The following is a 24,754-nucleotide window of genomic DNA, read 5'->3' on the forward strand; positions in this document are numbered from 1 at the left end:
TCACACCGCCCGCTTCATCATCATGGCCATCCGCTTGCAGCGCGCGACCAGCGTGCCGTCCTGCTTGAAGCAGGAGTGCTCGAATTCGACGAGGCCGCGATCGGGTTTCGACTTGCTTTCGCGCACCGACAGGACGCGCGTTTCCGCTCTCAGCGTGTCGCCGTGGAAGACCGGCGCGGGGAAGGTCACCTCGGAGAAGCCCAGGTTGCCCACCGTCGTCCCGAGCGTCGTGTCCTGCACGCTCAGGCCCACCATGATCGCGAAGGTGAACATCGAATTGAACAGCCGCTGCCCCCACTCGGTCCCTTCGGCGAAGTGCGCGTCGATGTGCAGAGGCTGCGGGTTCATCGACATGAGGCTGAACATGGTGTTGTCGGCCTCGGTCACGGTCCGCCGCAACTCGTGGACGAAGTGCTGGCCCTCGTGGAATTCCTCGAAATACAGGCCTGCCATGCCGTCCCTCCTCTGCTCGTCGCACTTTTTCGCGCAGGGGCGGGGAATTGCAAGGCGTCAGGTCGATGCGCCGGGCTGGCGACCTTGCGAACGACCGTTCCGCATTGCATGACTCGTCGCAGGACAGGAAGGAGACCCCATGCCCGAAGCCCTGCCGAGTGCGAGTGCGCCATCCTGATGCCGGGCCTTCCGCCGATCCTGCAATCCCTGCGCCTTCCGATGGTAGGCGCCCCCATGTTCCTCGTGTCCGGCCCGGACCTCGTCATCGCGCAGTGCAAGGCGGGGATCGTCGGATCCTTCCCCGCGCTAAACGCGCGCGACGAGGACGGCGACGCGACGCCGATGCTGGAGCGCTGGCTGAAGCGGATCACCGAGGAGCTCGACCGCCACAATCAGGCGAACCCCGACCGGCCCGCCGCACCCTTCGCGGTCAACCAGATCGTCCACCGTTCGAACGAGCGCCTGATGCGCGACGTCGAGATCTGCGCGAAGTGGCGCGTGCCGCTCTGGATCACCTCGCTTGGCGCGCGGCCCGAGGTGAACGCCATAGCGCATGAGGCGGGCGGCTTCGTGATGCACGACATCATCAACGACACCTTTGCGCGGAAGGCCATCGACAAGGGTGCGGATGCCCTGATCGCGGTCGCCGCCGGGGCGGGCGGGCACGCGGGGCCGCAGTCTCCCTTCGCTCTCGTCTCGGAGATCCGGGCGTGGTTCGACGGCCCTGTCCTTCTCTCCGGGTGCATCGCCACCGGGCGCAGCCTGTTGGCGGCGCAGGTGATGGGGGCGGACCTCGGCTATGTCGGTTCGCCGTTCATCGCGACGGTCGAGGCGCAGGCGCCCGACGACTACAAGGCGATGATCGTCGACTCGGGCGCCGAGGACATCGTGAACTCGGCCGCCTTCACCGGCATTCCCGGCAACTACCTGAAGCCGTCGATCGCGCGGGCGGGGCTGGACGCGGACACCATGCTGGCGGACGCAAAGCCGATGGATTTCTCGAAGGGATCCGCGAAGCCCAGGGCCTGGCGCGACATCTGGGGGTCGGGCATGGGCATCGGCGCGGTGCGCGAGGTGGTGCCGGTCGCGGCCCTCGTCGACCGGATCGAGACGGAGTATCGCACGGCCTGCGCGGACGTTCTGCCGATGATCGAGAGAGGACGGGGCTGAGCGGTGACGGACGCGCTAACTCTCGACGTCGACGCGGTGGCCCTGTGGGCCAGAGACCGGCTGCCCGGCTTCGAGAGGCCCGTCGGGGTCGAGAAGTTCCAGACCGGGCAGTCGAACCCGACCTATGCGTTGCGCACGGCGGCCGGCGACTATGTGCTGCGCCGGAAGCCTCCGGGCGTGCTGCTGAAGTCCGCCCATGCCGTCGAACGGGAGTTCGGCGTGCAATCCGCGCTGGCCGGAACAGACGTCCCAGTGGCGCGAATGCACGCGCTTTGCGAGGACGACGGCGTCATAGGCTCGGCCTTCTACCTGATGGACCTGGTGCCGGGCCGCACGTTCAACGATCCCGCCATGCCTGGCCTGACGAAGGACGACCGGACCGCCATCGTGCAGGACATGGCGCGGGTCCTGGCCGCGATCCATTCGGTCGACCTCGATGCCGTGGGACTGGCCGACTACGGGCCGCACGGCAGCTATTATCGCCGCCAGGTCGACCGCTGGACCAAACAGTACCGCGCGAGCGAGACCGAGACGATCCCGGACATGGATGCGCTGATCCAGTGGCTCGATGCCGAAATGCCACCGGACGATGGGCTGGTGGCGCTGGTTCACGGCGACTACCGGCTCGACAACCTTCTGATTGCGCCGGATGCGCCGCGGATCGTCGCCGTGCTGGACTGGGAGCTCTCGACGCTCGGCCACCCTTTCGCCGACCTGGCGGCGGTCCTGATGCAATGGAGCAGGCCAGCGGGCACCGCGGGACGCGGACTGGCGGGCGTGAACCGCGCAGCACTCGGCCTGCCCTCGGACGCTGCCTTCGTCGAGGACTATTGCCGGCGCATGGGACTGCCCGGCATCGACCGGCTGGAGTTCTACCTGGCCTTCGCCTTCTTCCGCATGGCCGCCATCCTCCAGGGTGTGAAGCGGCGGGCCCTAGACGGCAACGCCTCGAACCCCGAACGCGCGCTTCAGCTTGGTGCGCAGGTGCCCGGCTACGCAACCTCGGGTCTTGCGGCGGCGGGGAGGGGCTGAGGCGATGCGGGGATATCGGGATGACGGGAACGGGGAAGGCGCGATGGATCCACGGCTGAGGGAAGATCCCTATCCCTTTCAGAAACTCATCGGCTTTCGCATGGCGGACTGGAGCGCGGATTATGCGCGCTTCGAGCTGGACGTGACGGACGCGATCCTGAACCGCCACGGCATCCCTCACGGAGGGGTCCATGCCGTCCTTCTCGACACGGTGATGGGCTACGCGGGCTGCTTCACAGGCGATCCCGACACCCGCGTCATGGCGATGACGCTGTCGATGACGACGAACTTCCTGTCGCGGCCGAAGGGGTCGCTTCTGATCGCGGAAGGCCGAAAGACGGGCGGCGGCTCGTCCACCTTCTTCGCGTCGGGCCGGGTCGAGGACGAGACGGGCGAAATCGTCGCGACCGCCACGGGCGTGTTTCGCTACCGGAAGGGGTGAGCTGGGGCGCTGCCCCAGACCCCGGAGTATTTTGCGACAGAAGACGGCCTCAGGCGCGGAGATCCTCCATCAGCCGGGACAGGTGAAAGTCCGTGTCGCCGAGCTGGTGGTCGATCATCACCAGTCGCTTGGCGTAATGCGAGACGGGGTGTTCCCATGTCATCGCGATGCCGCCGTGCATCTGGATCGCTTCCTCGGCGACGAGCGTCGCGACCCTCCCCACCAGGTGCTTGGCCATGGCCACGCTGCGGGCGCGGTCACCCTCGGCCATGCGCGAAGCGGCGAGGATGGTGATGGACCGCGCCTGCTCGATCTCGGTCATCAGATCGACCATGCGGTGCTGGAGGGCCTGGTTCTTGCCGATGGGGCGGCCGAACTGCTGGCGGGTTTTCAGGTAGTCGAGCGTGAGAGCCTGCACATGGTCCATCGCACCCAGGGCTTCGGCGCAGAGCGCAAGGCGGCCGTGGTCGAGCGCGTCGTTCAGCGCGTCTTCCGCGTTCTCGATCAACAGCGTCGCCGGGGTGGCGTCGAGGATCACCTCGGCCGCGCCGCCGCCGTCGATCATGCCGTAGCCGATCACCCCAGCATTTTCAGGGGATACATCGAAAAGAGACAGGCCCTCGCCGGTCCGCGCTGCGACCAGCAGACGGTCGGCGTCGTTGCCCCCGTAGACGACACTTTTGCGTCCCGTGAGGGTCCACCGGTCGGCGTTGCGCTCCGCCCGTGTCGCGATGTCGGACAGGTCCCACGGCGCGTCGGGTTCGCCGATGGCCACGGCAAGGCGGACCTCTCCGCTCATCAAGCCATCGACGTCGCCTCTTGCCGCAAGGAGAAGACGCGCGGCCATCAGCGCTGGAAGAACGGGTTCGGGCGACAGGGCGCGGCCGATCTGTTCGAAGACCGTCATCACGTCGAAGCCTCTGCCCCCGAGACCGCCCTCGGCTTCGGGGATGAAGGCCATCAGGACGCCGAGTCCGGCGAGGCCGGACCACGCTTCGTGGTCGTGGAAGGGTGCGGCATAAGCCAGCGTCGCGCGCTTTTCGGGCGGGCAGGCCTCGGCAAGGAAGCGCGCCAGCGTGTCGGCCAGCATCCGGCGGTCGTCGGAGGTTTCGAAATCCACGTCTAAAGCTCCAGCATCGACTTGGAGAGGATGTTCCGCTGGATCTCGTTCGAGCCGCCGAAGATCGAGATCTTGCGGTTGTTGAAGTACCGCGCCGCGGCGCGGGCGTGCTCGGGCGGCGCGATCTCGAGGTTGCCGGCAAGCGCTTCTGCCGGGAAAGGCCCGGCGGCGGGGCCAAGCGCGCGGCGGGCTAGATCGTTCAGCGCCTGCCGGATCACCGTTCCCTTGATCTTGAGCATCGAGCTTTCGAGGCCGGGCTGGCCGTTCTTCTGCGCGTTGGACAGCATCCTGAGGTTGGTGATCTTCAACGCCTCGAGTTCGGCCTCGACGCGGGCCAGCCGCGCGGCATAAAGCGGGTCGTCGATCAGGCGCTTGCCGCCGCGTTTCACCGTCCGAGCCAGCGCCTTCACCTGCTCGAAGGCCTGAACCGAGAAGCCGATGCCGGCAATGTTCGTCCTCTCGTGGGTGAGAAGATACTTGGCGATGGTCCAACCCTGGTTCTCGTCGCCGACGAGGTTTTCAGCCGGAACGCGCACGTCGGTGAAGAATACCTCGTTCACCTCGTGCCCGCCTTCGATCAGGCGGATGGGGCGCATCTCGATGCCGGGGCTGTCGAGGTCGACGAGGAGGAAGCTGATCCCCTCCTGCGGCTTTCCATCCTTTTTCGTGCGGACAAGGCAAAAGATCCGGTTCGCGTGCTGGCCGAGGGTCGTCCAGGTCTTCTGACCGTTGACGAGATAGGCGTCTCCGCCGCGCACCGCGGTCGTCCTGAGGCTGGCGAGGTCCGATCCCGCGCCCGGCTCGGAATACCCCTGACACCACCAGTCGGTGCCTTCGAGGATGCGGGGGAGGTAGTGGTCCTGCTGTTCCTTCGTTCCGAACTTCATCAGGACGTGGGCCAGCATGTGAAGCCCGAATGGCAGGACACGCGGCGCGCCGGCGCGGCAGGCCTCCTCCTCGAAGATGTGACGTTCGACCGGCCCCCAGCCGGGCCCGCCGAAATCGACCGGCCAGGTCGAGGCGAGCCAGCCTCTTGCGTTCAGGATCGCGTGCCACCGCTCCATGTCGGATTTGGTCAACTCGCGGCCCGCGATGACCTTGTCGGCGATCTCTGCAGGCAGCTTTTCGTCAAGGAAGCGCCGCACCTCCTCCCGGAAGGCAAGCTCTTGCTCGGTGAAGTTCAGGTCCATTCGCGCTCCTTCATCTCGGCGAAGGTGCCGCCCTCCTGCGCCATTCGGGCCAGAAGCGGCGGCACCTGCCAGTAGTACGGGTCGTCCCTTGCCCAGGCTTCGATCCGCCGGACGAGTTCCGCCGCGCCGACCGTATCGGCGTGGTGCATCGGTCCGCCCCTGTGACGTGGAAATCCGTACCCGAAGAGAAAGACCGCGTCGATGTCGGACGGCCGGAGCGCGATGCCATCCTCGAGCACGCGCGTCGCTTCCGATATCATGGCGGTCATGACCCGCGCGACGATCTCGTCGTCGGTGAAGTCTCGCGGGGTGATCCTGGCATTCGTGCGCTCTTCGTCGACGATCGCGAGCGCATCGGGGTTCGGCACCGGCTTGCCGTCGCCATAAAGGTAGAAGCCCCGTCCGGTCTTGCGGCCGAACCATCCCATCTCGCAGATCCGGTCGGCGATGGCGATGTAGCGCTCCTCCGGCGGGCGGAGGGGTGCCTTTCGCTTGCGCGTGGCCCAGGCGATGTCGAGCCCGGCGAGGTCCGAGACCGCGAAAGGGCCGAGGGCGAAACCGAAATCTTCGAGAGCGGCGTCGATCTGCTGGGGCGATGCGCCGTCCATCAGCATATAGTCCACGGCCTTGCGATAGTGCGCGAGGATGCGGTTGCCGATGAAGCCGTCGCAGACGCCCGCCCGTACCGCGACCTTCCTGAGCCGCTTCGCCAGCGCAAAGCCCGTCGCCACGACATCGGGCGCGGTGCGATGGGCGACCACGACCTCCAGAAGGCGCATGACGTGGGCAGGCGAGAAGAAGTGGAGGCCGATGACGTCCTCCTGTCGCGTCGTCTCGGCGGCGATGGCGTTCACGTCGAGGTAGGAGGTGTTCGTGGCAAGGATCGCGCCCGGCTTGCAGATGCGGTCGAGGCGGCGAAAGATCGAACGCTTGATGTCCATGTCCTCGAAGACGGCTTCGATCACGAGGTCGGCCTCGGCCAGATCGGCCATGTCGGTGGTCAGCGTCAGAGCGTCCGAGAGGATCGCCGCGCGGGCGTCCTCGGTCAGCTTGCCGCGTTTCACCGCCTGCGCGAGGTTTGCCGCCACGGCGGCGCCGCCGCGGTCGAGTGCGTCGTCGGTCTGTTCAACCAGGGTCACCGGAAGGCCTGCGAGTAGGCAGGCGGTCGCGATGCCGGACCCCATGGTGCCGCCGCCGATCACGCCGACGCTTTCGACCTGCATGGGGGGCGTCCCCGCTTCGGGAATGCGGGCTGCGGCGCGCTCGGCGAAGAAGGCGTGGATCAGCCCGGCGCGCTGCGGGCTGTCGATGCACTCCATGAAAAGCTCGCGCTCTCGCGTGAGGCCCCGGGCAAGGTCGCCAGTCGAGAGGGCCACGGCTTCGACGCACTTGTGCGGAGAGAAAAGGTGGCGGGCGGTGCGGTCCAGCCTCTCGGCTTCGGCCTCGAGCGCCGTCTCGTCGGGCGTGACCGCCAGGTCGCCCGTGCGCCAAGTCTTCAGGTCCCCCGCCCGAACAGCCTCGGCCATACGCAGTGCGACATCGCGCACGTCGCCTGCTTCGATGCGGTCGATCAGTCCCAGCTTCAGCGCCTCGTCCGCGCCGATCCGGCGCCCGGAGGTTATCATGTCGAGCGCCGCCGGAATGCCGATCAGCCGAGGCACCCTCTGCGTGCCGCCCGCACCGGGCAGAACACCGAGGGTCACCTCTGGCAGGCCGACCTGCGTGCCCGGCAGCGCGATCCGGGCGTGGGAGGCGAGACCGACCTCGAATCCGCCGCCAAGCGCCGTTCCGTGCAGAACCGCTATGACAGGCTTTTCAGAGGCTTCGATGCCGTTGTTCACTTCGGGCAGGAGGGGGTGGAGGGGCGGCTTGCCGAACTCCCGGATATCGGCGCCCGCGATGAAGGTTCGCCCGGCACCGAAGACGACGATCACGTCGATGTCGTCGTCCGCCTGCGCCATTGCCAAGGCCTCTGTCAGTCCCTGCCGCACGGCATGCGACGAGGCGTTGACCGGCGGGTTGTCGATGATGACGAGCCCGGTTGCGTCAACGCGCTCGAGCCGCACCACTTTGTCCGGCGTGTCGGTCATGCTGACTCCTCGTGTGCCGCCCGTCATATCGCTCCGGCCCGAGGGCCGTGATTTCCGATATAATCCAGACCGACGACAAGAGCAGAGGTCACGGCGATGTGGAACCCGCCGATGCCCCTGAAGTGCCTTATGAGGGGCCTCGCTGGCTGGTCGGGTTCAAGGGGCTCAGCCTGCGACCGACGGATTTCAGCGATGGTCACTCCGAGATAGATGGGTCACCATTCAGTGGCCCCCTGTTGTCGGCGGATGTGTGTTTCGCGCGGCGACAGGCGATGGCGACATGTCACGGGAGACGCGCTTGTCCAACTCCAAACTCCGAGCGGCCGAGGTGCTGCGCGATACTCTGGACGCCTTGGGCGCAGACCGTATTTTCTGTGTTCCGGGCGAGAGCTACCTCGCCTTTCTCGATGCGCTCCACGGCTTCTCCGGGATCGACACGGTCGTGTGCCGCCACGAGGGCGGAGCCGGGCTGATGGCGGTCGCGGACGCCAAGCTGACCGGCGCACCGGGCGTCGTGGCCGTCAGTCGCGGACCCGGTGCGACGAATGCGTCGATCGCCGTCCATCTCGCCGAGCAGGACGCCGTTCCGCTGATCCTTCTGGTCGGACAGGTCGCGCGCGACGAGCGCGGGCGGGGCGCGTTTCAGGAGGTCGACTACGGACGGATGTTCGGCAGCATCGCCAAGGGGGTCTGGGAGGTCACCGAGGCCGGGATGCTGGCAGAAACCGTGGTGCGCGCCTGGCGGCTGTCGCTTGCGGGCACGCCCGGCCCCGTGGTCCTGGCCTTGCCCGAGGACATGCTGTCGGACGAGTGCCCTGCCCCGACCGGCGTCGCTCCGTCCGCGCCTGCGCGCACGGGACCCGGCGACGACGAGATCGCGCGCGCGGCCGCTCTGCTGTCCCGGTCGCAACGCCCTCTCGTCATCGCCGGCAGCGGTCTCGACCGCCCCGCCGCGAGGGCGGCGCTGGCGCGGCTGGCCGAGGCGCATGGCATCCCCGTCGCGCCGACCTTCAAGCATCAGGAAATCTTCGACAACGGATCGCCGCTCTTCGCCGGGCACCTTGGGTTCAAGATCCCCGCACGACACGTCGAGGTCTTGTCGGAAGCGGACCTGATCCTCGCCATCGGCACGCGATTGGGCGACGTGCCGACGCAAGGCTATACCCTGCCCTTGGCGCCCGATCCGCGTCAGCCGCTGATCCACGTCTGGCCCGATGCAAATGTGCTGGGCCGGGTGTTTCGAACCGACCTGGCCGTGCCTTGCGACGCTTCGGCCTTCTGCGAAGCGTTGGCCCGCATGACGCTCGGCGCACCGCCCGAACGAGCGGACTGGGCGCGTCGGGCGAACGCGTCGGCGCGCGACCTTTCGGCTGCCCGGCCGCAGGCGTCCGACGACGGCCTCGACTTCGGGATCGTCGTGCGGGAACTGGCGCGCCAGGCACCGCGCGACGCCATCGTCGTGACGGACGCAGGCAACTTTTCAAGCTGGGTTCACCAGTGCTGGCCCTGGGACGGGACGCAGCAGGCGATCGGTGCGGCGGGCGGCGCCATGGGGCTGGGCGTTCCCGGTTCGGTCGCGGCGGCGTTGCGCCATCCAGGCCGTTGCGTGATCGGCTTCGTCGGCGACGGCGGCGTGATGATGACGGGCAACGAACTCGCAACGGCGGCGGTCTGCGGCGTGGCGCCGAAGATCGTCATCTCGGACAACGGCACCTACGGCACGATCCGCCTGCACCAGGAGAGGGACTATCCGAACCGCGTGTCCGGCACGGACCTGCGCAACCCCGACTTCGCGGTCTGGGCGCGGTCATTCGGCGCAGCGGATTTCGCGCTTGGCTTGGGCGACGATGTCGCGGGCACCGTCTCGGCCTTCCTTGGCGAGACGCGCATGGCCGTCCTTACCGTCCGTTCCAGCGCCGAGGCGATTTCGGCCTTCACCACCATTTCGGGTCTGCATGAGCGACAGCGCGGCTGAGACGTGTTTTCCATCGCTCCTCAGGGGACGCGGGCGCCGTGGCGGCAGGCCACCTCATCCGACCCGCAAGCAGATCGGAGTGAAACGCCTGTCCCTCGAACGCTTGTCCCGCGCTCGACCTGTGCTATTCCCTGCCGCAATGGCGGGAGGGCCCATGCGAGGCAGTAAACTACGGACGGCGCAGGTCGGTCGGCGGTCGCAGCGTTCGCCAGCCGCGTCGCAGGGCTAGTCGGATGTCGGGAGGCACTGCCGCGCTGATCGTCGCCGGGGGACGCGGGACCCGGATGGGCGCGGACCTCCCGAAGCAATACCTTGATATCGGGGGCCGGACGATCCTGGCCCGATCCGTGTCTGCCTTCCTCGACCTTCCGGACATCGCCGTCGTGCAGGTGGTCATCGCGGCCGGAGACGAGGCGCTCTGCGCCGATGCCCTGCGAGGGCTGAACGACGCGCGCCTTCGCCCTCCGGTTCCAGGCGGCGCGACGCGCGCCCTGTCGGTCCGCGCGGGTCTGGATGCGCTTGCCGATGCGGGGCCGGATCATGTCCTGATCCACGACGCCGCCCGTCCCTTCGTCCCGGCAGAGGTCATTCTCGCCGTGCTCGCAGCCCTGGGCGATGCCGAGGGAGCCTTTGCCGCCCTCCCCGTGGTCGATGCCCTCTGGCGGGCCGACGGCGACCGCGACTACGCCCCCGTCCCCCGCGCCGGGTTGTACCGCGCCCAGACCCCGCAGGGCTTCCGCTTCGACGCGATCCGCGCCGCCCACGCCCGCGCGCCTGCGGACGCCGCCGACGACGTCGAAGTCGCCCGTGCGGCAGGACTGGAGGTTCGTCTGGTCGAGGGCTCGGAAGAGAACTTCAAGATCACCACCGAGGCCGACCTGAGACGCGCCCGCCGCCATCTCGACGCCCCCTGACCCCGCTCCACCGCCGGAAAACCCACTTGCCGCCCTGCCCCCCCTCCGCTAGACCCACCGGCGGAGACGTGGCCGAGTGGTCGAAGGCACACCCCTGCTAAGGGTGCAGACGGGAAATCGTCTCGAGGGTTCGAATCCCTTCGTCTCCGCCACCGACCCCTCCAGATTTCCCTGATGTCCGTTCTCTCAGATTTGACGCCGCGATTTCCGCGGCTTGCGCTCCCGAGAGGTAGTCAGAGACGCGTCTCTGTCCGCATCGGTAGCGGATTCCCTACGCAAGTCTCTGTCGGCAATTTGCAGAGATCCGCTTTTCCAGATTTCCCTGATAACAGGGAATCTACAGGGAAAACGGGCGAAATCGGCACTCCTGACGGTGCAACCTCCAGGAATTCATGCGCAAGATCAATAAGTTGAGAAGAAATTCCCTACGCGAGCTAACAGGGAAGTTTTCTGCGCGAACCGGGAACTCTCTGCGAAGAGCAGGGAAGCTTCAGAGTCTAACAGGGACGGCGCGGATCCAGTCCGTAGCGAGCTTCCTGGGTTCTGAAATCGAGAGGAATGTCGTCGCGGATCAGGCGATCGAGCGTGAGGTCGACGGGCTGCCTCCCTTCGACGATGGCGGCCTTGATGCGCGGCGACAGTCCCGACAGATGTGCGGTTCTGAGGATGTGACGCGGCGAGCATTGCTCGCGCTCCGCGATGTCCTGCGCAGAGTGGCCTGCGATGATCTCCGCGGACCATCGCTCGGCGCGACGCAGACCTTCGAGAAGTGTGCGGTCAGCTTCGGGCGCACGCTCGCCCGTCACGATCCTGGTTTCCACGCCACGCCTACGTAAGTCGAACGGCGTGGAGATGCTCAAGGCGCGTTCGGCGAGCGCGGACGGTTGCAGGTTCAGTGCCTGGGCAAGCGTCTTCTGGCAAAGCCTGAGGTCGATGCTTCCTCTGCTGAGTACCCCCGATGCAAGCATAGAGGCTGCATCCGCAGTGCACCCGGTTGCAATTTTCTGCGCTGTGTCGCGGAGGCGCTGCGCGATCTCAGCCAGGTGCGTCGCATCCGGCTCAGCAAGGAGTCGATGTTCTGCGGCCAGTTGCCCCAGATGAGACGCGATCGCGGCTTTGACGGCTTGCTCCAGTTCGCGCGCCGGAAGCCGCCAGGCTGTCGGATCGGATCGGCCGCTGATGATCCGGTTCGAGACGTAGTAGCGATGGAGCCGACCCTGCTTCCTGGTCGACGTCGGTGTCGACCCATGGAGGACGAGGTGTTGAAGGCCTGCGTCACCGACACGAAGGAGCAGTCGCAGGCGTCCAGCCGCTCGACGAGCTTTGCGAAGTCCGCAAGCGATCGCGTCAGCCGATCGATCTTGTAGACGACCACCATGTCGACGCGGCGTGCCTCGATGTCCGCGATGAGGCGCTGAAGCGCAGGGCGCTCCAACGTCCCGCCAGAGACGCCGCCGTCGTCGTACCGGGTCGGCAGCATCTTCCAGCCTTCATGCTTCTGGCTCGCGATATAGGCCGCGCAGGCCTCGTGCTGTGCATCGAGCGAGTTGAAGTTCTGGTCGAGACCCTCGTCCGACGACTTCCGCGTGTAGATCGCGCAGCGAACATGGTTGGCCGCCATCAGCGATCTCCTTTCCTGAGGCAGAAGAAGCGAGGCCCCGACCAGTGTGCGCCCGTGATTGCTTTCGCGACCTGGGAGAGCGACCGGTGGGTCTCACCGTTCCAGACGAAGCCGGCCTCGGTGACGTCGACGATATGCGTGACCCCGTTCCACTCGCGGATCAGCCGGCCGCCGGGAAGGACGCTTCGGGTTGGCTTCGCTGCCGCGTCCGCTAGGACTTTGCGGTGCCGCGCTGAGAGCGACGCGCCCGCCTCTTCTTGCAAGCGTCGCGCGAGGAAGCGCCGTAGCAGCGGCTGACTGAGGCTCTTCGGCACAGGGGTGTCGAAAAGCTCGGACCAGGCCGCGCTAAGCGCGGCCCGGTCCATCTGCTCGAGGCCAGCGACGGTCACTGGCTGTCGCTTTCGGTGGCGACGAGTCGGTATACAGGCCCCTTGTCCCCGTTGGCTTCGCGGATGACGGTGTGGCCTGCCTTGCGCACACTTGGGATCGCTGCGCGGACCGAGTGCTTCTGCCATCCCGTCGCCTTGCAGAGGGCGTCGAGGCTGGCACCGTTCGGGCGTGCGAGCATGTTCTTCAACTTGGCTGATTTGGTGGTAGGCGATTGAGCCATCTTGCTTCTCCTCTGGTTACGGCCGGGTCGTCCGGCCCCCGTACTGAGGAGCGCCCGGGTGCGATCTGCCGGGCGTGCATCCACTGATGCTCCGCTTTCGCAACTAGTCCAGTCCGAAGACAGCGCGTCGAGCTGAAGCTCAAGCTGGTCCTTCGCGATGCGGGTTTTGGTCGTCCACGGCTTGATCGTGGATCTTGTTGCGAGGTGCGCAACTGTCGTGCCTCGTCCGCGGACTATCACGGCGCCGTGCACGAACTAACAGAACGGCGGAACGCGTCATGAGCTGTGTTGATGACGAAAGCTCGTTGGGTCGCAAGCGGCCAGCCTCGCTTTGCTGCCGGACATCATCTCCCACGCCACGATGAACGCGATCACCGCTCCGTATCTCGAATTATTCGTCAACAAATCAAGGGCTTGCGCGACAATTCGCGATACGCTATCCAGCTCGTGTCTTCACCTATTGAAGGCACTGTCCCATAGGGCAGCACTCACCGAGCCAGAGGCTCGAGCCCGCACGGGCAGAGAGAGCATTCCAGGGGCAGCTTCGCGGACCGAGGTCCGGGAGGTTGCTGTCCTTAGCTCTCTCTCGCCCAGGTCCTGTTCTTGATCGGCGCACTGCGCCTGGAAGAAAGGGGCCCACAATGCCCAAAACCAAAGTTGACGAAGCAGTCTCCGTGGCGGCTTCCGACATCTGGATGGCATCGCTCGTCGAAGAGCGCGCCATTACCTCGCTCAGCGCCTACGAGCACAACAACCGGCGTCACACCAAGAAGAGCATCAGGAAGCTCGCAGACGGTATCGCGCAATTCGGCTTCGTCATCCCGATCGTGATCAAGTCGGACGGCACGATCATCGCCGGCCATGGCCGTGTGGAAGCCGCAAAGACGCTCGGCATGGCGATGGTCCCGGCGGTGGTCGTCGATCATCTGAGCGATACGCAAGTCCGCGCGCTCCGCATCGCCGACAACAAGCTGGCCAGCTTGTCGGAGTGGGACGAGGACAACCTCCGCATCGAGTTTGCCGAGTTGTCGGAGCTCGTTCTCGACGGGACGCTCGACTTCGATCTCACCCTGACCGGCTTCGAAATGGGCGAGATCGATTTCAGGCTGGCGGGACCTTCGGGTTCGGCCGAGGCAGCGCCCGAGATTGTGGAATTTCCCGATACTGAGGCACGAGCGATCACCCGCCAGGGCGATCTATGGAGCCTCGGGCGCCATAGCCTGCTCTGCGGAGACAGCTTGGAGGCGACAACCTACGCCCGCCTGCTCGCTGGGACCACGCCTCGGATGGCGTTCACCGATCCGCCTTACAATGTGCCCGTTCAGGGACATGTTCGGTCCGGCGGAGCGACTGCTCATCGCGAGTTCGCGATGGCCTCAGGCGAGATGACCGCCGACGAGTTTTACAGCTTTCTCGCCACGATGTTTGCTCGCCTGCGCGAAGTACTCCCGCCTGGCGCCATTGCAATGGTCTGCATGGATTGGCGCCACATCCAAGAGCTGATCCGGGCCGGAAAGGCTGCCGGTTTCGAACTCATCAACCTCTGTGTCTGGAACAAGTCGAACGGCGGCATGGGATCGCTCTACCGCTCAAAACATGAACTCGTCTGCATCTTCAAGCGGCCCGGCGCACCGCACGTCAACAATGTCGAGCTTGGCCGCCATGGTCGGAACCGGACCAATGTCTGGGACTACGCAGGTGTCAATAGCTTCGGTAAAGGCCGCGAGGCAGATCTCGCGGACCACCCGACGGTCAAGCCGACGGCCCTCGTTGCCGACGCCCTCATGGATGTAACCGACCGCGGCGATGTGGTGCTGGACTGCTTCGGCGGCTCGGGCTCGACCCTCCTCGCGGCGGAGAGCACCGGGCGTGTGGCGCGCCTGATCGAACTCGACCCCCTCTACTGCGACGTTGCGATCCGCCGCTGGCAGGAGATGACCGGCGAGGAGGCTGTGCTCGATGCTACGGGCGAGAGCTTCGCGGAGATCCGCGGAGCCCGGGGCGAGGAGGCGAATGATGTCGCAGCCTGATGATTTTGACGTCGGATATAGGAAGCCGCCTGCCGCGACACGCTTCAAAAAGGGCCAGTCTGGCAATCCGAAAGGCCGGCCGAAGGGCAGCCGCAACATCTCGACGCTCATCGAGGAGACCCTGTTCCGCAAGGTCTCCATCAGGGACGAACGCGGAGCCAGGAAAGTTCCTTTGGCGGAAGCGCTGATGCAAAAGCTGTCAGTCGACGCCCTAAAGGGGGATCCCCGCGCCCTAGCCAAGATCATTGACCTGATGAAGTTCTACGACGCGCGGCGCGATCAGGTATCGGAAGACAGAGATGGACCGGATGGCGGGACGCCGTTCAGGATCACCGACAGCGACCTAGAGATCATGCGCTATCTGGCGCAGGAGATCGAAGCAGCCGGTGAAGATGTCTCGGGGGACGTGTCATGACACAGCAGTCTCCAGAAGATGTCGGGGCGATGGTTCGCGCGGTCTATGCGGGCGATTTTCGGGCGTTCGCGATAAAGGTCTTTGCCGAGCTTCACGGTGGTCTGACGGAGTTCGTCGACGGCTGGTATATCGATGCGATGTGTCAGGCGCTCGAGGACGTCAAGTCGGGGCGCGACAAGCGCCTCGTCATCACCGTTCCGCCGCGGCACCTGAAGTCGATCACCGTCGCCGTGGCGTTCACTGCTTTCCTGCTCGGACATAACCCGCGCGTGAAAATCATCTCGGCAAGCTACGGCCTTGACCTCGCGCGCAAGCATGGCGCCGACTGTCGACGCGTGATGGAAAGCGCCTGGTATCGAGCCACGTTTCCGGCGACGCGGCTCGCGTCGAGGCGCAATACCCAGGATGAAATCAGCACAACGGCAGGAGGCGGCCGCAAGGCCGTCTCCATCGGTGGAGCGGTTACCGGGCACGGCTGCGACGTCCTCGTGATCGACGATCTCCTGAAAGCCAGCGATGCGCAGAGCGAGACCGAGCTTTGCCGGGCGCAGGAGTTCATGGATGCCTCCTTGTTGTCGCGCTTCGACAACCCGTCCGAGGGCCGGGTGATCTGCATCCAGCAGCGGCTTCACGAAGTCGACCCTGCAGGACATCTCCTGTCGAAAGGCATTTATCGCCACCTCAACCTGCCCGCGATCGCAGAAATCGAAGAACGGGTGCCGCTTACGCGGGGCCGTGTGCACCTCAGGCGTCCAGGCGACGTGCTCTCCCCGGCGCGCCTGCCACCCGAGAAGCTCGACGAGATGCGCAAGGAGATGGGAACGGCCACGTTCAACTGTCAGTACCAACAGAACCCGATCGCCACTGACGGCTCCGTCCTGCGGTGGGAATGGTTCGGTACCTACGATAGCCAGCTCGAGCGCCACCAGTACGAGCTCGTGGTGCAAAGCTGGGACACAGGTATGTCCGCAGACGCTCGATCAGACTACTCGGTCTGCACAACGTGGGGATACTATCGCCGCCAGTGGTGGCTCCTCGACGTCTTGCGCGACCGCCTCGACTACCCGGACCTGAAGAAAAACGTCCTGACGCTAGGGCACACCTGGTCGGCCGATGCTGTACTCATCGAGAAAGCAGCGACCGGCATACCTATCCTTCAGGAATGTCTTCCAGCGAACCGGCGCCGCTTCCGTGCGATCACCCCGGTTCAGGACAAGGAAGTCCGGTTCAACGCCTCTTGTTCGCCGGTGGAGGCTGGTGAGGTCCTTCTTCCGAAGGACGCACCTTGGTTGGCGGAGTTCCGGCGAGAGCTGCAGAGCTTCCCTCGCGGGCGGTACGACGACCAGGTCGACAGTTTCAGCCAGCTCTTGAACTGGTCCAAGGGCACGGGCTTCTGGCGGGCATTGCCGCGAGAGCATCCTACGAGGATCGCGCGACGGGAACGGCCGAGATTGCGGGGATAATGGAGCGAAGGTTCGAATGTGACGCGCACCTCGGCCAGGGCACCGCCGGGGCAAATCAGCGGGTGCCGTGACCAGCCTTGATATTGAGCCGCATCCGCGGGTTAACCACCTTGTCCGAGACATGGACATTCCAGACCGCCGCCTTGGTCCCGGCCTCGTAGGCGGCGCGCAGGTCGGCAAAATGACCAAGCTCCGTCACCGTCTCGCCGGTCAACCCGAACCCGCGGGCGATGGCGCCAAGGTCGGTACGGCCAAAGATCGCGCCGCTGTCGTCCATCCCGTCCTCGCGCAGCTTGTGGATCTCGGCCCCGTAGGCGCCGTCGTTGGAACAGACGACCAGCAGCCGGATGCCCTGCCGTTGCAGACACTCCAGTTCCTGCACGTGCATCAGCAGGCTGCCGTCGCCTTCATACAGAACGACTCGCCCGTCGCCTCGCGCCACGGCCACGCCGATGGCATAGGAAATCGCGTTTCCGATGGCGCCGAAGTCGCGCATGACATGGTAGCGGCCGGGCGCCTGCCCGCGCATCACGGTGTGGAAATAGGACTGGTGGCCGGACCCGCTGACTACGTCCCAGTCGCCGGGGATCGCGGTTTCCAGCTCCGCGAACACCGCCCGGGGGTCTAGCGTGCCGGGGTCGATGTCATAGTCGGTCGGGTCCGCCGGTTCGTCGCGGATGCGGGCGGCGAGTGCGTCGGTCCGCATCCGGGCGGCGGGGGCCGGACCGGCGCGCAGCCGGTCCAGCAGTCCCAGCGCTGCAAGCCTCGCGTCGGCGCGCAGGTAGGTGTCGGCGGCGCGCAGCCCTTCTCTCAGACCCAGCGGTTCGGGGTCGATCTGGACGACATGGGCGTCGGGCGGGATCAGGCGACCGCCGTCGACGGTGTGGTAGGTTAGGCTCGCACCGATGGCGACGACCAGGTCGGCCTCGGCGAACACCTCGCGCGCGACGCGCCGTGCAAAGCCGCCCGCGACACCCATCGAGAACGGATGTGCGTCGTACAGACCCCGCGCCAGCAGCGTGGTGGATAGGAATGCCCCCGACAGGTCCGCGACCTCGGCCAGCTCGTCGGTCGCCCCGGCAGCCAGCACGCCGCGCCCGGCGATCAGGACCGGACATCGCGCCGACGCCAGCCGCCTGGCCAGCGCGTCGAGTTGCGCCGGATCGGGCGGCAAGGGTGGAGTGACCGGGATCAGATCGTCCGAGGGGACGTAGGGGCCGATGTCAGGCATCGGCTGTTTCTGCAGATCGTAAGGGATCGCCAGCACCACGGGCCTGCGTTCATGGCGCGCGGTCCAGAACGCCTCGCGCACATACTGGTGCATCCGTACGGGATGCAGACCGGCGATGTAGTGCGCGCCACAGGTGGTCACCAAGGGCTGCTGATCGATGGCCTGCCCGTAGAACCGCGCCTTTAGCGGCACATCGCCGGCGAGCACCACGACCGGCACCCGGCTGCGCGCGGCGGAGGCGAGCGCGGTCGTGATCTGGGTGATACCCGGCCCGCAGGTGACCGAGGCGACGCCGACCCCGCCGGTGGCGCTGGCGTAGCCCATCGCCATGCCGACGGCGCAGTGTTCGTGCCGGGCGTGGACGGTGGTCACACCAGGCAAGTCCTTCATCACTGTGACCCAGTGCATGTTACCGTCGCCCATCAGAACGAACTGCGCGGTAACGCCTTCGGCACGAAACGCCTCGGCCAGCGCCTGGTAGATCGTTCGGTCGGTCATGGCGCTGGCCCTTTTCTGTGGACTGGATCAGAAGCCGCCGTAGCGGTCATCGGCCCAGTCCTGCAGCCAGTCCATCGGCGCGCCGCTGAGGCTCAGCGCGCCGGTCAGCACGCGGCCCGTCGCCTCGGCCCCAATCAGCTGCGGATAGTCTCCCATAACCTCTTGCGCGGCGGCGCTGGTCAGGTCGGGATGGTCCATCGCATCCGTGATAGCGGCCTCGTAGGCGGCGACCATGTCGGCGGGCGTGCCTTCAGGCAGCAGGATCATCTTCCCGGCGGTGACACGGATGTCGAACAGCGACTTCCACACCTGGTATTCGATTCCGTCCAGCGGTTCGCCATGCACCGCCTCGTAGACCTCGAGGAACGTCGGCACGTCGGGGGCAACGGGATCGCGGCCGATCACTCCGTCCTGTTCGTAGCCCATGGTGAAGAGCTGCTGCACCACGCCGTCCTCGATGAGCGGCACGACCGCGTTGGCATAGGACAGCATGGTGTCGTGGCGCATCTGGAATTCGCCGCGTTCCAGCCCGCCGCGCGATTCGCCGAGGCTAATGCCGAACACTACCTGCGGCCGAATGCCAAGCAGGTCGTAGCTGAGCAGTACGCCAAGGTCGGACGACGTCAGAGTCTGTGCCGCGATCACCGGCGGGTTCTCGATCAGCACACGGATCGCCTTGACCGGATCCTCGGGCAGGCCACCGTTGTAGTCGCGGCGGGCGTAGACCACGGTCCCGGCGGGCGACGAGATGATCGGGACCATCGCGCCCAGATCGTAGCGCACGGCGGGATCCTGGAACACCTGGTTCAGGATGGTGCTGGCGCCGATGGCCAGGATGGTGCGGCCGTCAGTTTCGGCCATGTTGACGAACTCGTTGGTGCCGACGATCGACCCCCCTCCTTCGATGTTGCGGAGCAGCACGGTCGGGCCGCCCTGCAGGGTGTCCTGCAGCGGCGCCACGAACAGCCGGGCAAAGGCTGTGGTGCCGCCGCCCGGGCCGTAGGGCACGATCATCTCGACCGTTTCACCGGCGAAATCGGTGTCCGACTGCGCCGCCAGCGGCCCTGCCGCCAGCGCGAGGGCAAACCCCGCCAGAGGCGCGGCGATGCGCCGGCGGAGGTGGTCCATCGGGTTGCGATCCTTCATCGTTCTATCCTCCCTTTCGGGCGCCGAGCCGCTCCTCCGCCCCGGCGCGCATGGCAGGGAGGCTAGCGTACAAATGGTATACCGTCTATAGATTCGATCCGCGATCGCATTTCTTATATAGAGTTTTTCAGTATTCTAACGACCACGGGATCACCTTGGCAGGAAGCGCCGGCACAGCGCCTCCATCTCTGCAGCATCGTCCCCGGCGAGCCGCATCGCCTTGCCGCAGACCTGTTCCCCCGAGAGCGGCCGTTCCGGTGTGCCCTCGAAACTGTCGCGGGTCTCGGTCAGGCGCGTGCCGTCGCGCAACACCACCGTCAGATCTACCCCCCAGCCCTTGGCCCCGCCGCCCGGCCGTTCGGTCACGGTAATGCGCCGCATCAGGTCGAGGATGCCGGAGTCGGTCAGCGCATCGTCCGAGAACGCCGCCGGATCCTCGGGGTCGCGGTAGGCCGACAGCGCCAACACGAATGGCGCGCTGTATTGTGCCAGCCCGATGTCAGTCGGCGCCTTGCCGGCATGGTGCGAGACCAGTTTCTCGCTGCCCTGCAACGAGATTTCCGCGATGGCGGCCCCGCCAAAGCCGTGGTCGGCCATCATCCCGCGCAGCGCCTCCACCGGAGCGTGGGCGGTAATGTGGCAGGCGTACCGTTTCAGGCAGAGCGTTTCGAGTGCCCAGTTGGTGCCGAGGCCCTGGGTCAAAAGGTCAGGTGCGGTATCCGAACAAAAGGCGTCGAGGAATCCATAGGGCCCCTCGATCACCGCATGCGGCGCCTCGAACCCGCGCGCGGCGAGGCGTGCCGCCAGCACGCCCGATTCCGCCGCCCGGCCGAGGTGCAGCCGTTTCACCATGCCACCCTGCCCCGACGCGGCAAAGGCCAGAAGTCCCGAGGCGAGCGACCCGGCGATACCCTGGGCATTGGCGAGTTGCGTCGCGGACAGGCCCATCAGCCGGCCGCAGGCGATGGCCGCGCCAAAGGGGCCGGTCAGGCCGGGGGCGTGAAAGCCGGACTTCTCAGGCGTGTGCAGCGTCGCGGCACCCAGCCGGAACATCGTCTCGCAACCCGCGACGATGGCCGCGATCAGGTCGTCGTCCGACGCGCCGACCGCCTGCGCCACGGCCAAGGCGGGCAGCGCCACGGTCGCACCGGCATGGACGCCGGCCCCGGGCTTGCGCAGGCTGTCGAGTTCGAAGGCGTGGCAAAATGCGCCGAGGGCCAGCGCCGCCTGGGGCGGGTGCAGACGCAAGCCGGGTTCGCCGGGGATCTCGCAGGGGCCGCCCGAACCGGTTTCAACCGCCTCGGCCAGGATCATCCTCGACCACGGGAGTTGCCGGCCGAACATCGCGCAGCCCAGCGCATCGACTAGGCAATGGCGGGCCAGTTGCGCGACGTGGGGCGGGATGTCGTGAAGGCTCAGGTCGCGCGCGAACGCGGCATGTGTCTCGGCGACCGTGCCCGCGGATCGATCTGCCATGGCGTCAGTTCCTTATGTTCTGCAGGAAAAGCGCGTCGTCCAGCGCGACGCCTTCACCCAGCGCGACGGCCCGTTCGACGATCAGGCCCGCGAGAGCGGCGAACTGAACGCCGTGAATGTTGCCGCGTTCGGAAAAGGTGATCTGGCTGGCGGCGGTGCGCCCGAGCGACGGGTCGGCCAACAAGTCGGCGAACATAACCCGGCGGTCGCGGGGGATCGCGTGGAACCGCCGCGCGGTGCCTGCCCCCGCCTTTTCACCCCGTGAAAAGGTCACGCCTTCGTCCTCGACCGCCCAGTCCGGCACCTCGATCGGGCCGGACGCGGTGCCGAAGCGCAGCGCGCGGTCCACGCGGCCATCCGCCACGGAATCGAGCGTGCCGCCGATGCAGGTGACATGTGTGCCGGGGTCCAGCGCCGCGCCGGGGACGACGGGGCCGATCGCATTGGTGCAGGCGGACAGGATGTCGGCCCCTGCGGCTGCCGCCTCGGCGCTGTCCACTGCCGTGGCGTCGATGCCGTGACGGGCGCGTGCCTCTGCGGCAAGCGCCTCGGCATTGACCCGAGTCGGGGCGTAGATGCGAATGCGGCGGATCGGCCGGACATGCTGGATTGCGTCGATATGGGTGCGGGCCATGCCGCCGGCTCCGAGGACGCCGAGGCTCACCGCATCCTCGCGCGCCATGTAGCGCACGCCCAGCGCGGAATCCGCGCCGACGCGCATCTGCTGGATCAGCCCGTCGTGGACGATGGCGCGCAGGGCGCCGTCGATCATGTCGAATACCATCAAGAGGCCCATGTAGGTGCCGGGCTCGACGCAGAATTTCTCCTTGCGGGGGCGACCGTCGACGGTCCGGCGATAGATCACGTCGGACTTGATCCTCAGGCAGGCCCACCGGTCGGGTCCCAGGCCTGCGGCCAGCCCGAGTTGCCAGTTCTGCCCGCCCTGCCCTTGCGGCGACTGGAAATCAAGCCGTGGCGCGGTCAGCGACCGGCCCTCGGCATAGGCGCAGTAGGCGGTGTCGAGCGTCGCAACCACGTCGGCCGGCGTCACCAGCCGCGCCACCGCGTCGTTGTCGAGGATCAGGGGCATCGGGCGGCCTTGTGCGTTGGCGCTAAGATAGATCGCGCCCCGGCTTGCACCGGGGCGCGTCCCAAGTCAGGCAAGGTCAGAGCGTGACGTCATAGACCTCGAGCAGCCAGTCGGTCAGCCACTGGCGCTGTTCGTCGCTAACCTCGGCTGCGCCTTTCAGCACGGCGGCGGCCGCCTCGATCCCCACGACCTGGTCATAGGGGCCGAGTACGTCTTGCGCTGCCTCTCCCTGCAGCGCCTCGCTCGCCATCGCGGCGGCGGCGGCGTCGGCGTAGATCTGCAGGATCTCGTCCGGCGTGCCGGCGGGCAGCACGAACATCTTGGCCGCCATGACGCGGATGTCGAAGAGCATCTTCCAAACGCTGTATTCGATGCCCTCCAGCGGCGAGCCGTGGACGATCTCGTAGACCTCCAGGAAGGTCGGGACGTCGGGCGCCATCGGGTCGCGTTCGATCACGCCGTTGCGTTCGTAGCCCAGCGTGAACAGCGGCACGGTCGTGCCTTCCTCGATCATCGGCAGCACGCCCGAGGTCCAGGACGCCATGTTGTCGAAGTTGACCTGGAATTCGCCGCGTTCGTAGCCGCCGCGTGCGTCGGCGTTCGACAGGCCGAACACCGGGCGGATCTTGATCCCCAGTAGGTCCAGCGACACCAGCGTCGGCAGGTCGGCCGCCGTGGCGCCGTCGCCGCCGTAGACCGGCATATTTTCCTGCAGGAACGGAATGTCATGCGCCGGATCGCCGGTCAGACCGAAATCGGTCCGGCCATAGACCACCACGCCGAAGGGAGAGGCGAGGAACGGGCGAAAGCTCGGCAGGTCGTAGCGTACCGCCGGGTTGCGCAAGAGGTACTGAAAGAACGTGCCGGTGCCGAGCGCGCCGATGGTCATGCCGTCGGGTTCGGCGTTCTGGGCAAACTCGTTGATGCCGACGACGGACCCGGCGCCTTCGACGTTGCGGATCAGGATCGTCGGCTGGCCCGGCAACGCCTCGCCCAGGGGGCCCGCGAACAGGCGCGCATGAATGGTGGACCCGCCGCCCGCGCCGTAAGGCACGATCATCTCGATCTCGTCGGGCGCGAACTCCTGCGCGCGCAGCGGCAGCGGCAGGATCGCCGCGGCCCCGAGCGCCACGCTGCCCTTGAGAAAGCCGCGCCGGCCGCGGTTGTGTGTCAGTTTTGTCATCTCTTTGTCCTCCCAGACGATGTGGCCGCCCGCCCTTGGGGCAGGTCGGATTTCAGATCACGCGGTGGCGCGTGTTTCGGTGTCGGCGACCTGCGCGTGCCGGGCCGCGTTTCGACCGGCGATCCGGCCGAAGGTCGCGCCCGACATCAGGCCGGTGCCGCTGGCGTAGTTGTGGACGAACAGCCCGCCAACGATTTCGCCCGCGGCATAAAGGCCGGCGATTGGCGCGCCAAATTCTGATTCGACCGCCGTATCTGTCGTCACCTTGAGCCCGCCGAAGGTGAAGGTGATGCCCGTGGTGACGTGGTAGGCGTGGAATGGCGGGGTGTCGATCGGGTTGGCCCAGTTGGTCTTGTCGATGGCTAGCCCCTCGGTCCGGCGGCCGTCGCGGACGTTCGGGTCAAACGGGGTGTCGGTGCGGCAGGCGGCGTTGAAGTCGCGCACCATGCGCAGGAAGGCTTCGGTATCGACGCCGTCCAGTTGCTCGGCCAGCCCGTCGATGGTGTCGGATTCAACCTTGGTCACGCGACGGATGCGGTATTCGCCTCGCAGCAGGTGCCGCGTCTTGTCGTCGAACACCTGCCAGGCGAACATGCCCGGCTGTTTCAGGATCTCGCCGCCATACTTGGCATAGGTGTGCGAGTGGAAGTTGGCGCCCTCGTTAACGTAGCGCTCGCCCTTGGCGTTCACCAGGATACCATATGGATAGTTGTGCTTCTGGAACTGGTCGCCGATGGCCAGATCGCCAAAGGGCGGCGCGTTCACGTCCCAGGCGACGGAATGGCAGCCCGACCAGTTGCCGTGGCTGCGCGCCCCGATGGCCAGTGCCATGCGCAGGCCCGCGCCCATGTTGAACCGCGTCCCGCGCACCTTGGCGAGGTCCCAGCCGGGGCCGAGGTAGCGCGCCCGCATCTCGGGGTTCGATTCGAACCCGCCGCAGGCCAGCACCACGGCACCGGCGCGAAGCTCCACCCGCTCGCCCTTGCTCATCACCGCGACGCCGGTGACGCGGTCGCCGTCGCGCAGCAATTCGACGGCCGGCGTCTCGTAGGCGACCGGGATCCCCAGCACCTCGGCCCGGGCATAGAGTGCTGCAAGCATCTCCGGCCCTCCGCCCGAGATGTGCAGAGCGAGCCCGCCCCAGAACCGGAACTTACCGTCGACCTTGTAGGCCTGCCGGCCGAGGCCTGGCCACATCTTAACGCCCTGCTGGGCGACCCACTTAGCAGTCTCCTTGCTCGACCGGACTAGGATCTCGCACAGCTCGGGGTCGGTGCGGAACTGCGTCAGCTCGAACATGTCGTCGAAATACTGTTCCTCGGTGTAGGTGCCGAAATCGATCTGCGTCAGGTCCTCCTCGGCCATCGCCGGGCAAATCTCCAAGAGGTCGTCCACCCCGTCGTAGGCGAAGCGGAACGCGCCGCCAGTATAGTGCGAGTTGCCCCCCCGTTCCTCGAACGGCGCGGCCTCGACGATCAGCGGCCGGGCGCCGTTCTCCTGCGCCGAGATGGCCGCACTGAGGGCGGCATTGCCGGCGCCGACGACGATCACATCGGGTTGAAACTGGCGCAGGTCGATCGGGGTCATAGGAACTCCTTCAGGTCG

At 66.6% G+C, this 24,754-nt stretch carries 22 protein-coding genes and 1 tRNA gene; 9 read left to right on the forward strand and 14 right to left on the reverse strand.

Annotated features, from left to right (window positions below; genetic code table 11):
* Positions 1 to 453: a MaoC family dehydratase gene (locus tag EF888_RS14560; protein WP_109760724.1), complete on the reverse strand. Its 453-nt coding sequence runs from the start codon at positions 451 to 453 to the stop codon at positions 1 to 3.
* Between the two features lie 177 nt (positions 454 to 630).
* On the opposite strand from EF888_RS14560, the gene EF888_RS14565 reads away from it, so the two are divergent.
* From EF888_RS14565 to EF888_RS14575, 3 genes are read left to right on the forward strand one after another with little or no spacing between them, the layout of a single operon-like run.
* Positions 631 to 1,623, forward strand: a complete 993-nt coding sequence (locus EF888_RS14565; RefSeq protein WP_109760723.1) for an NAD(P)H-dependent flavin oxidoreductase — start codon at positions 631 to 633, stop codon at positions 1,621 to 1,623.
* A 3-nt stretch (positions 1,624 to 1,626) separates the two neighbouring features.
* Positions 1,627 to 2,655: a phosphotransferase gene (locus EF888_RS14570; RefSeq protein WP_109760722.1), complete on the forward strand. Its 1,029-nt coding sequence runs from the start codon at positions 1,627 to 1,629 to the stop codon at positions 2,653 to 2,655.
* A 43-nt stretch (positions 2,656 to 2,698) separates the two neighbouring features.
* Positions 2,699 to 3,097 (forward strand): PaaI family thioesterase, encoded by a 399-nt coding sequence (locus tag EF888_RS14575; RefSeq protein WP_109760721.1) that lies wholly within the window; start codon positions 2,699 to 2,701, stop codon positions 3,095 to 3,097.
* A 49-nt stretch (positions 3,098 to 3,146) separates the two neighbouring features.
* Here the strand turns inward: EF888_RS14575 and EF888_RS14580 are convergent, their stop codons facing one another.
* The 3 genes from EF888_RS14580 to EF888_RS14590 are packed head-to-tail and all read right to left on the reverse strand — an operon-like array spanning position 3,147 to position 7,497.
* On the reverse strand, positions 3,147 to 4,217 hold the full coding sequence (locus EF888_RS14580; protein ID WP_109760720.1) for an acyl-CoA dehydrogenase family protein: 1,071 nt from the start codon (positions 4,215 to 4,217) through the stop codon (positions 3,147 to 3,149).
* Positions 4,218 to 4,219: 2 nt separating this feature from the next.
* The gene (locus tag EF888_RS14585; protein ID WP_109760719.1) at positions 4,220 to 5,407 is read right to left on the reverse strand and encodes an acyl-CoA dehydrogenase family protein; all 1,188 of its coding nucleotides are present in this window, start codon (positions 5,405 to 5,407) and stop codon (positions 4,220 to 4,222) included.
* On the reverse strand, positions 5,398 to 7,497 hold the full coding sequence (locus EF888_RS14590) for a 3-hydroxyacyl-CoA dehydrogenase NAD-binding domain-containing protein (protein WP_109760718.1): 2,100 nt from the start codon (positions 7,495 to 7,497) through the stop codon (positions 5,398 to 5,400). The genes EF888_RS14585 and EF888_RS14590 overlap by 10 nt, the downstream gene beginning before the upstream one ends.
* 298 nt (positions 7,498 to 7,795) lie before the next feature.
* Here EF888_RS14590 and EF888_RS14595 point away from each other — a divergent pair, with 298 nt between their 5' ends.
* The 3 genes from EF888_RS14595 to EF888_RS14605 all read left to right on the forward strand — a co-directional run bounded on the left by EF888_RS14595 (position 7,796) and on the right by EF888_RS14605 (position 10,538).
* Positions 7,796 to 9,472, forward strand: coding sequence for a thiamine pyrophosphate-binding protein (locus EF888_RS14595; RefSeq protein ID WP_206508324.1), 1,677 nt, complete (start codon positions 7,796 to 7,798; stop codon positions 9,470 to 9,472).
* 233 nt (positions 9,473 to 9,705) lie between these two features.
* The gene (gene ispD, locus EF888_RS14600; protein WP_109760717.1) at positions 9,706 to 10,386 is read left to right on the forward strand and encodes a 2-C-methyl-D-erythritol 4-phosphate cytidylyltransferase; all 681 of its coding nucleotides are present in this window, start codon (positions 9,706 to 9,708) and stop codon (positions 10,384 to 10,386) included.
* Positions 10,387 to 10,448: 62 nt separating this feature from the next.
* A tRNA-Ser gene (locus tag EF888_RS14605) sits at positions 10,449 to 10,538 on the forward strand.
* A 345-nt stretch (positions 10,539 to 10,883) separates the two neighbouring features.
* Here the strand turns inward: EF888_RS14605 and EF888_RS14610 are convergent.
* The 4 genes from EF888_RS14610 to EF888_RS21895 all read right to left on the reverse strand — a co-directional run bounded on the left by EF888_RS14610 (position 10,884) and on the right by EF888_RS21895 (position 12,617).
* The gene (locus EF888_RS14610) at positions 10,884 to 11,207 is read right to left on the reverse strand and encodes a hypothetical protein (RefSeq protein ID WP_109760716.1); all 324 of its coding nucleotides are present in this window, start codon (positions 11,205 to 11,207) and stop codon (positions 10,884 to 10,886) included.
* Between the two features lie 71 nt (positions 11,208 to 11,278).
* Entirely contained in the window at positions 11,279 to 12,007 is a 729-nt protein-coding gene (locus tag EF888_RS22075; RefSeq protein WP_206508326.1) for a recombinase family protein, read from the reverse strand.
* Positions 12,007 to 12,396: a DUF2924 domain-containing protein gene (locus EF888_RS14620; RefSeq protein WP_206508328.1), complete on the reverse strand. Its 390-nt coding sequence runs from the start codon at positions 12,394 to 12,396 to the stop codon at positions 12,007 to 12,009. The genes EF888_RS22075 and EF888_RS14620 overlap by 1 nt, the downstream gene beginning before the upstream one ends.
* Positions 12,393 to 12,617, reverse strand: coding sequence for a DUF3489 domain-containing protein (locus tag EF888_RS21895; RefSeq protein ID WP_109760714.1), 225 nt, complete (start codon positions 12,615 to 12,617; stop codon positions 12,393 to 12,395). The genes EF888_RS14620 and EF888_RS21895 overlap by 4 nt, the downstream gene beginning before the upstream one ends.
* 566 nt (positions 12,618 to 13,183) lie before the next feature.
* On the opposite strand from EF888_RS21895, the gene EF888_RS14630 reads away from it, so the two are divergent.
* From EF888_RS14630 to terL, 3 genes are read left to right on the forward strand one after another with little or no spacing between them, the layout of a single operon-like run.
* On the forward strand, positions 13,184 to 14,647 hold the full coding sequence (locus EF888_RS14630; protein ID WP_241239681.1) for a DNA methyltransferase: 1,464 nt from the start codon (positions 13,184 to 13,186) through the stop codon (positions 14,645 to 14,647).
* Positions 14,634 to 15,062 carry a DUF5681 domain-containing protein gene (locus EF888_RS14635; protein WP_109760713.1) on the forward strand — a complete coding sequence of 143 codons (429 nt, stop codon included), beginning with the start codon at positions 14,634 to 14,636 and terminating at the stop codon, positions 15,060 to 15,062. Before EF888_RS14630 ends, EF888_RS14635 begins: the two co-directional genes overlap by 14 nt.
* Positions 15,059 to 16,525 (forward strand): phage terminase large subunit, encoded by a 1,467-nt coding sequence (gene terL / locus EF888_RS14640; protein ID WP_109760712.1) that lies wholly within the window; start codon positions 15,059 to 15,061, stop codon positions 16,523 to 16,525. Before EF888_RS14635 ends, terL begins: the two co-directional genes overlap by 4 nt.
* Positions 16,526 to 16,580: 55 nt before the next feature.
* Here the strand turns inward: terL and EF888_RS14645 are convergent, their stop codons facing one another.
* The 6 genes from EF888_RS14645 to tcuA all read right to left on the reverse strand — a co-directional run bounded on the left by EF888_RS14645 (position 16,581) and on the right by tcuA (position 24,736).
* The gene (locus EF888_RS14645; protein WP_109760711.1) at positions 16,581 to 18,254 is read right to left on the reverse strand and encodes a thiamine pyrophosphate-binding protein; all 1,674 of its coding nucleotides are present in this window, start codon (positions 18,252 to 18,254) and stop codon (positions 16,581 to 16,583) included.
* 27 nt (positions 18,255 to 18,281) lie between these two features.
* Positions 18,282 to 19,400, reverse strand: coding sequence for a type 2 periplasmic-binding domain-containing protein (locus EF888_RS14650; RefSeq protein ID WP_109760710.1), 1,119 nt, complete (start codon positions 19,398 to 19,400; stop codon positions 18,282 to 18,284).
* Positions 19,401 to 19,550: 150 nt separating this feature from the next.
* Entirely contained in the window at positions 19,551 to 20,876 is a 1,326-nt protein-coding gene (locus tag EF888_RS14655; RefSeq protein ID WP_109760709.1) for an MmgE/PrpD family protein, read from the reverse strand.
* A gap of 4 nt (positions 20,877 to 20,880) precedes the next feature.
* Positions 20,881 to 21,966 carry a hypothetical protein gene (locus tag EF888_RS14660; protein WP_109760708.1) on the reverse strand — a complete coding sequence of 362 codons (1,086 nt, stop codon included), beginning with the start codon at positions 21,964 to 21,966 and terminating at the stop codon, positions 20,881 to 20,883.
* 76 nt (positions 21,967 to 22,042) lie between these two features.
* Positions 22,043 to 23,149 carry a Bug family tripartite tricarboxylate transporter substrate binding protein gene (locus EF888_RS14665; protein WP_109760707.1) on the reverse strand — a complete coding sequence of 369 codons (1,107 nt, stop codon included), beginning with the start codon at positions 23,147 to 23,149 and terminating at the stop codon, positions 22,043 to 22,045.
* A 57-nt stretch (positions 23,150 to 23,206) separates the two neighbouring features.
* Entirely contained in the window at positions 23,207 to 24,736 is a 1,530-nt protein-coding gene (tcuA, locus tag EF888_RS14670) for an FAD-dependent tricarballylate dehydrogenase TcuA (RefSeq protein ID WP_109760706.1), read from the reverse strand.
* Between the last annotated feature and the right edge of the window lie 18 nt (positions 24,737 to 24,754).

It is taken from the genome of Silicimonas algicola, assembly GCF_003970735.1.
GTDB lineage: Bacteria > Pseudomonadota > Alphaproteobacteria > Rhodobacterales > Rhodobacteraceae > Silicimonas > Silicimonas algicola.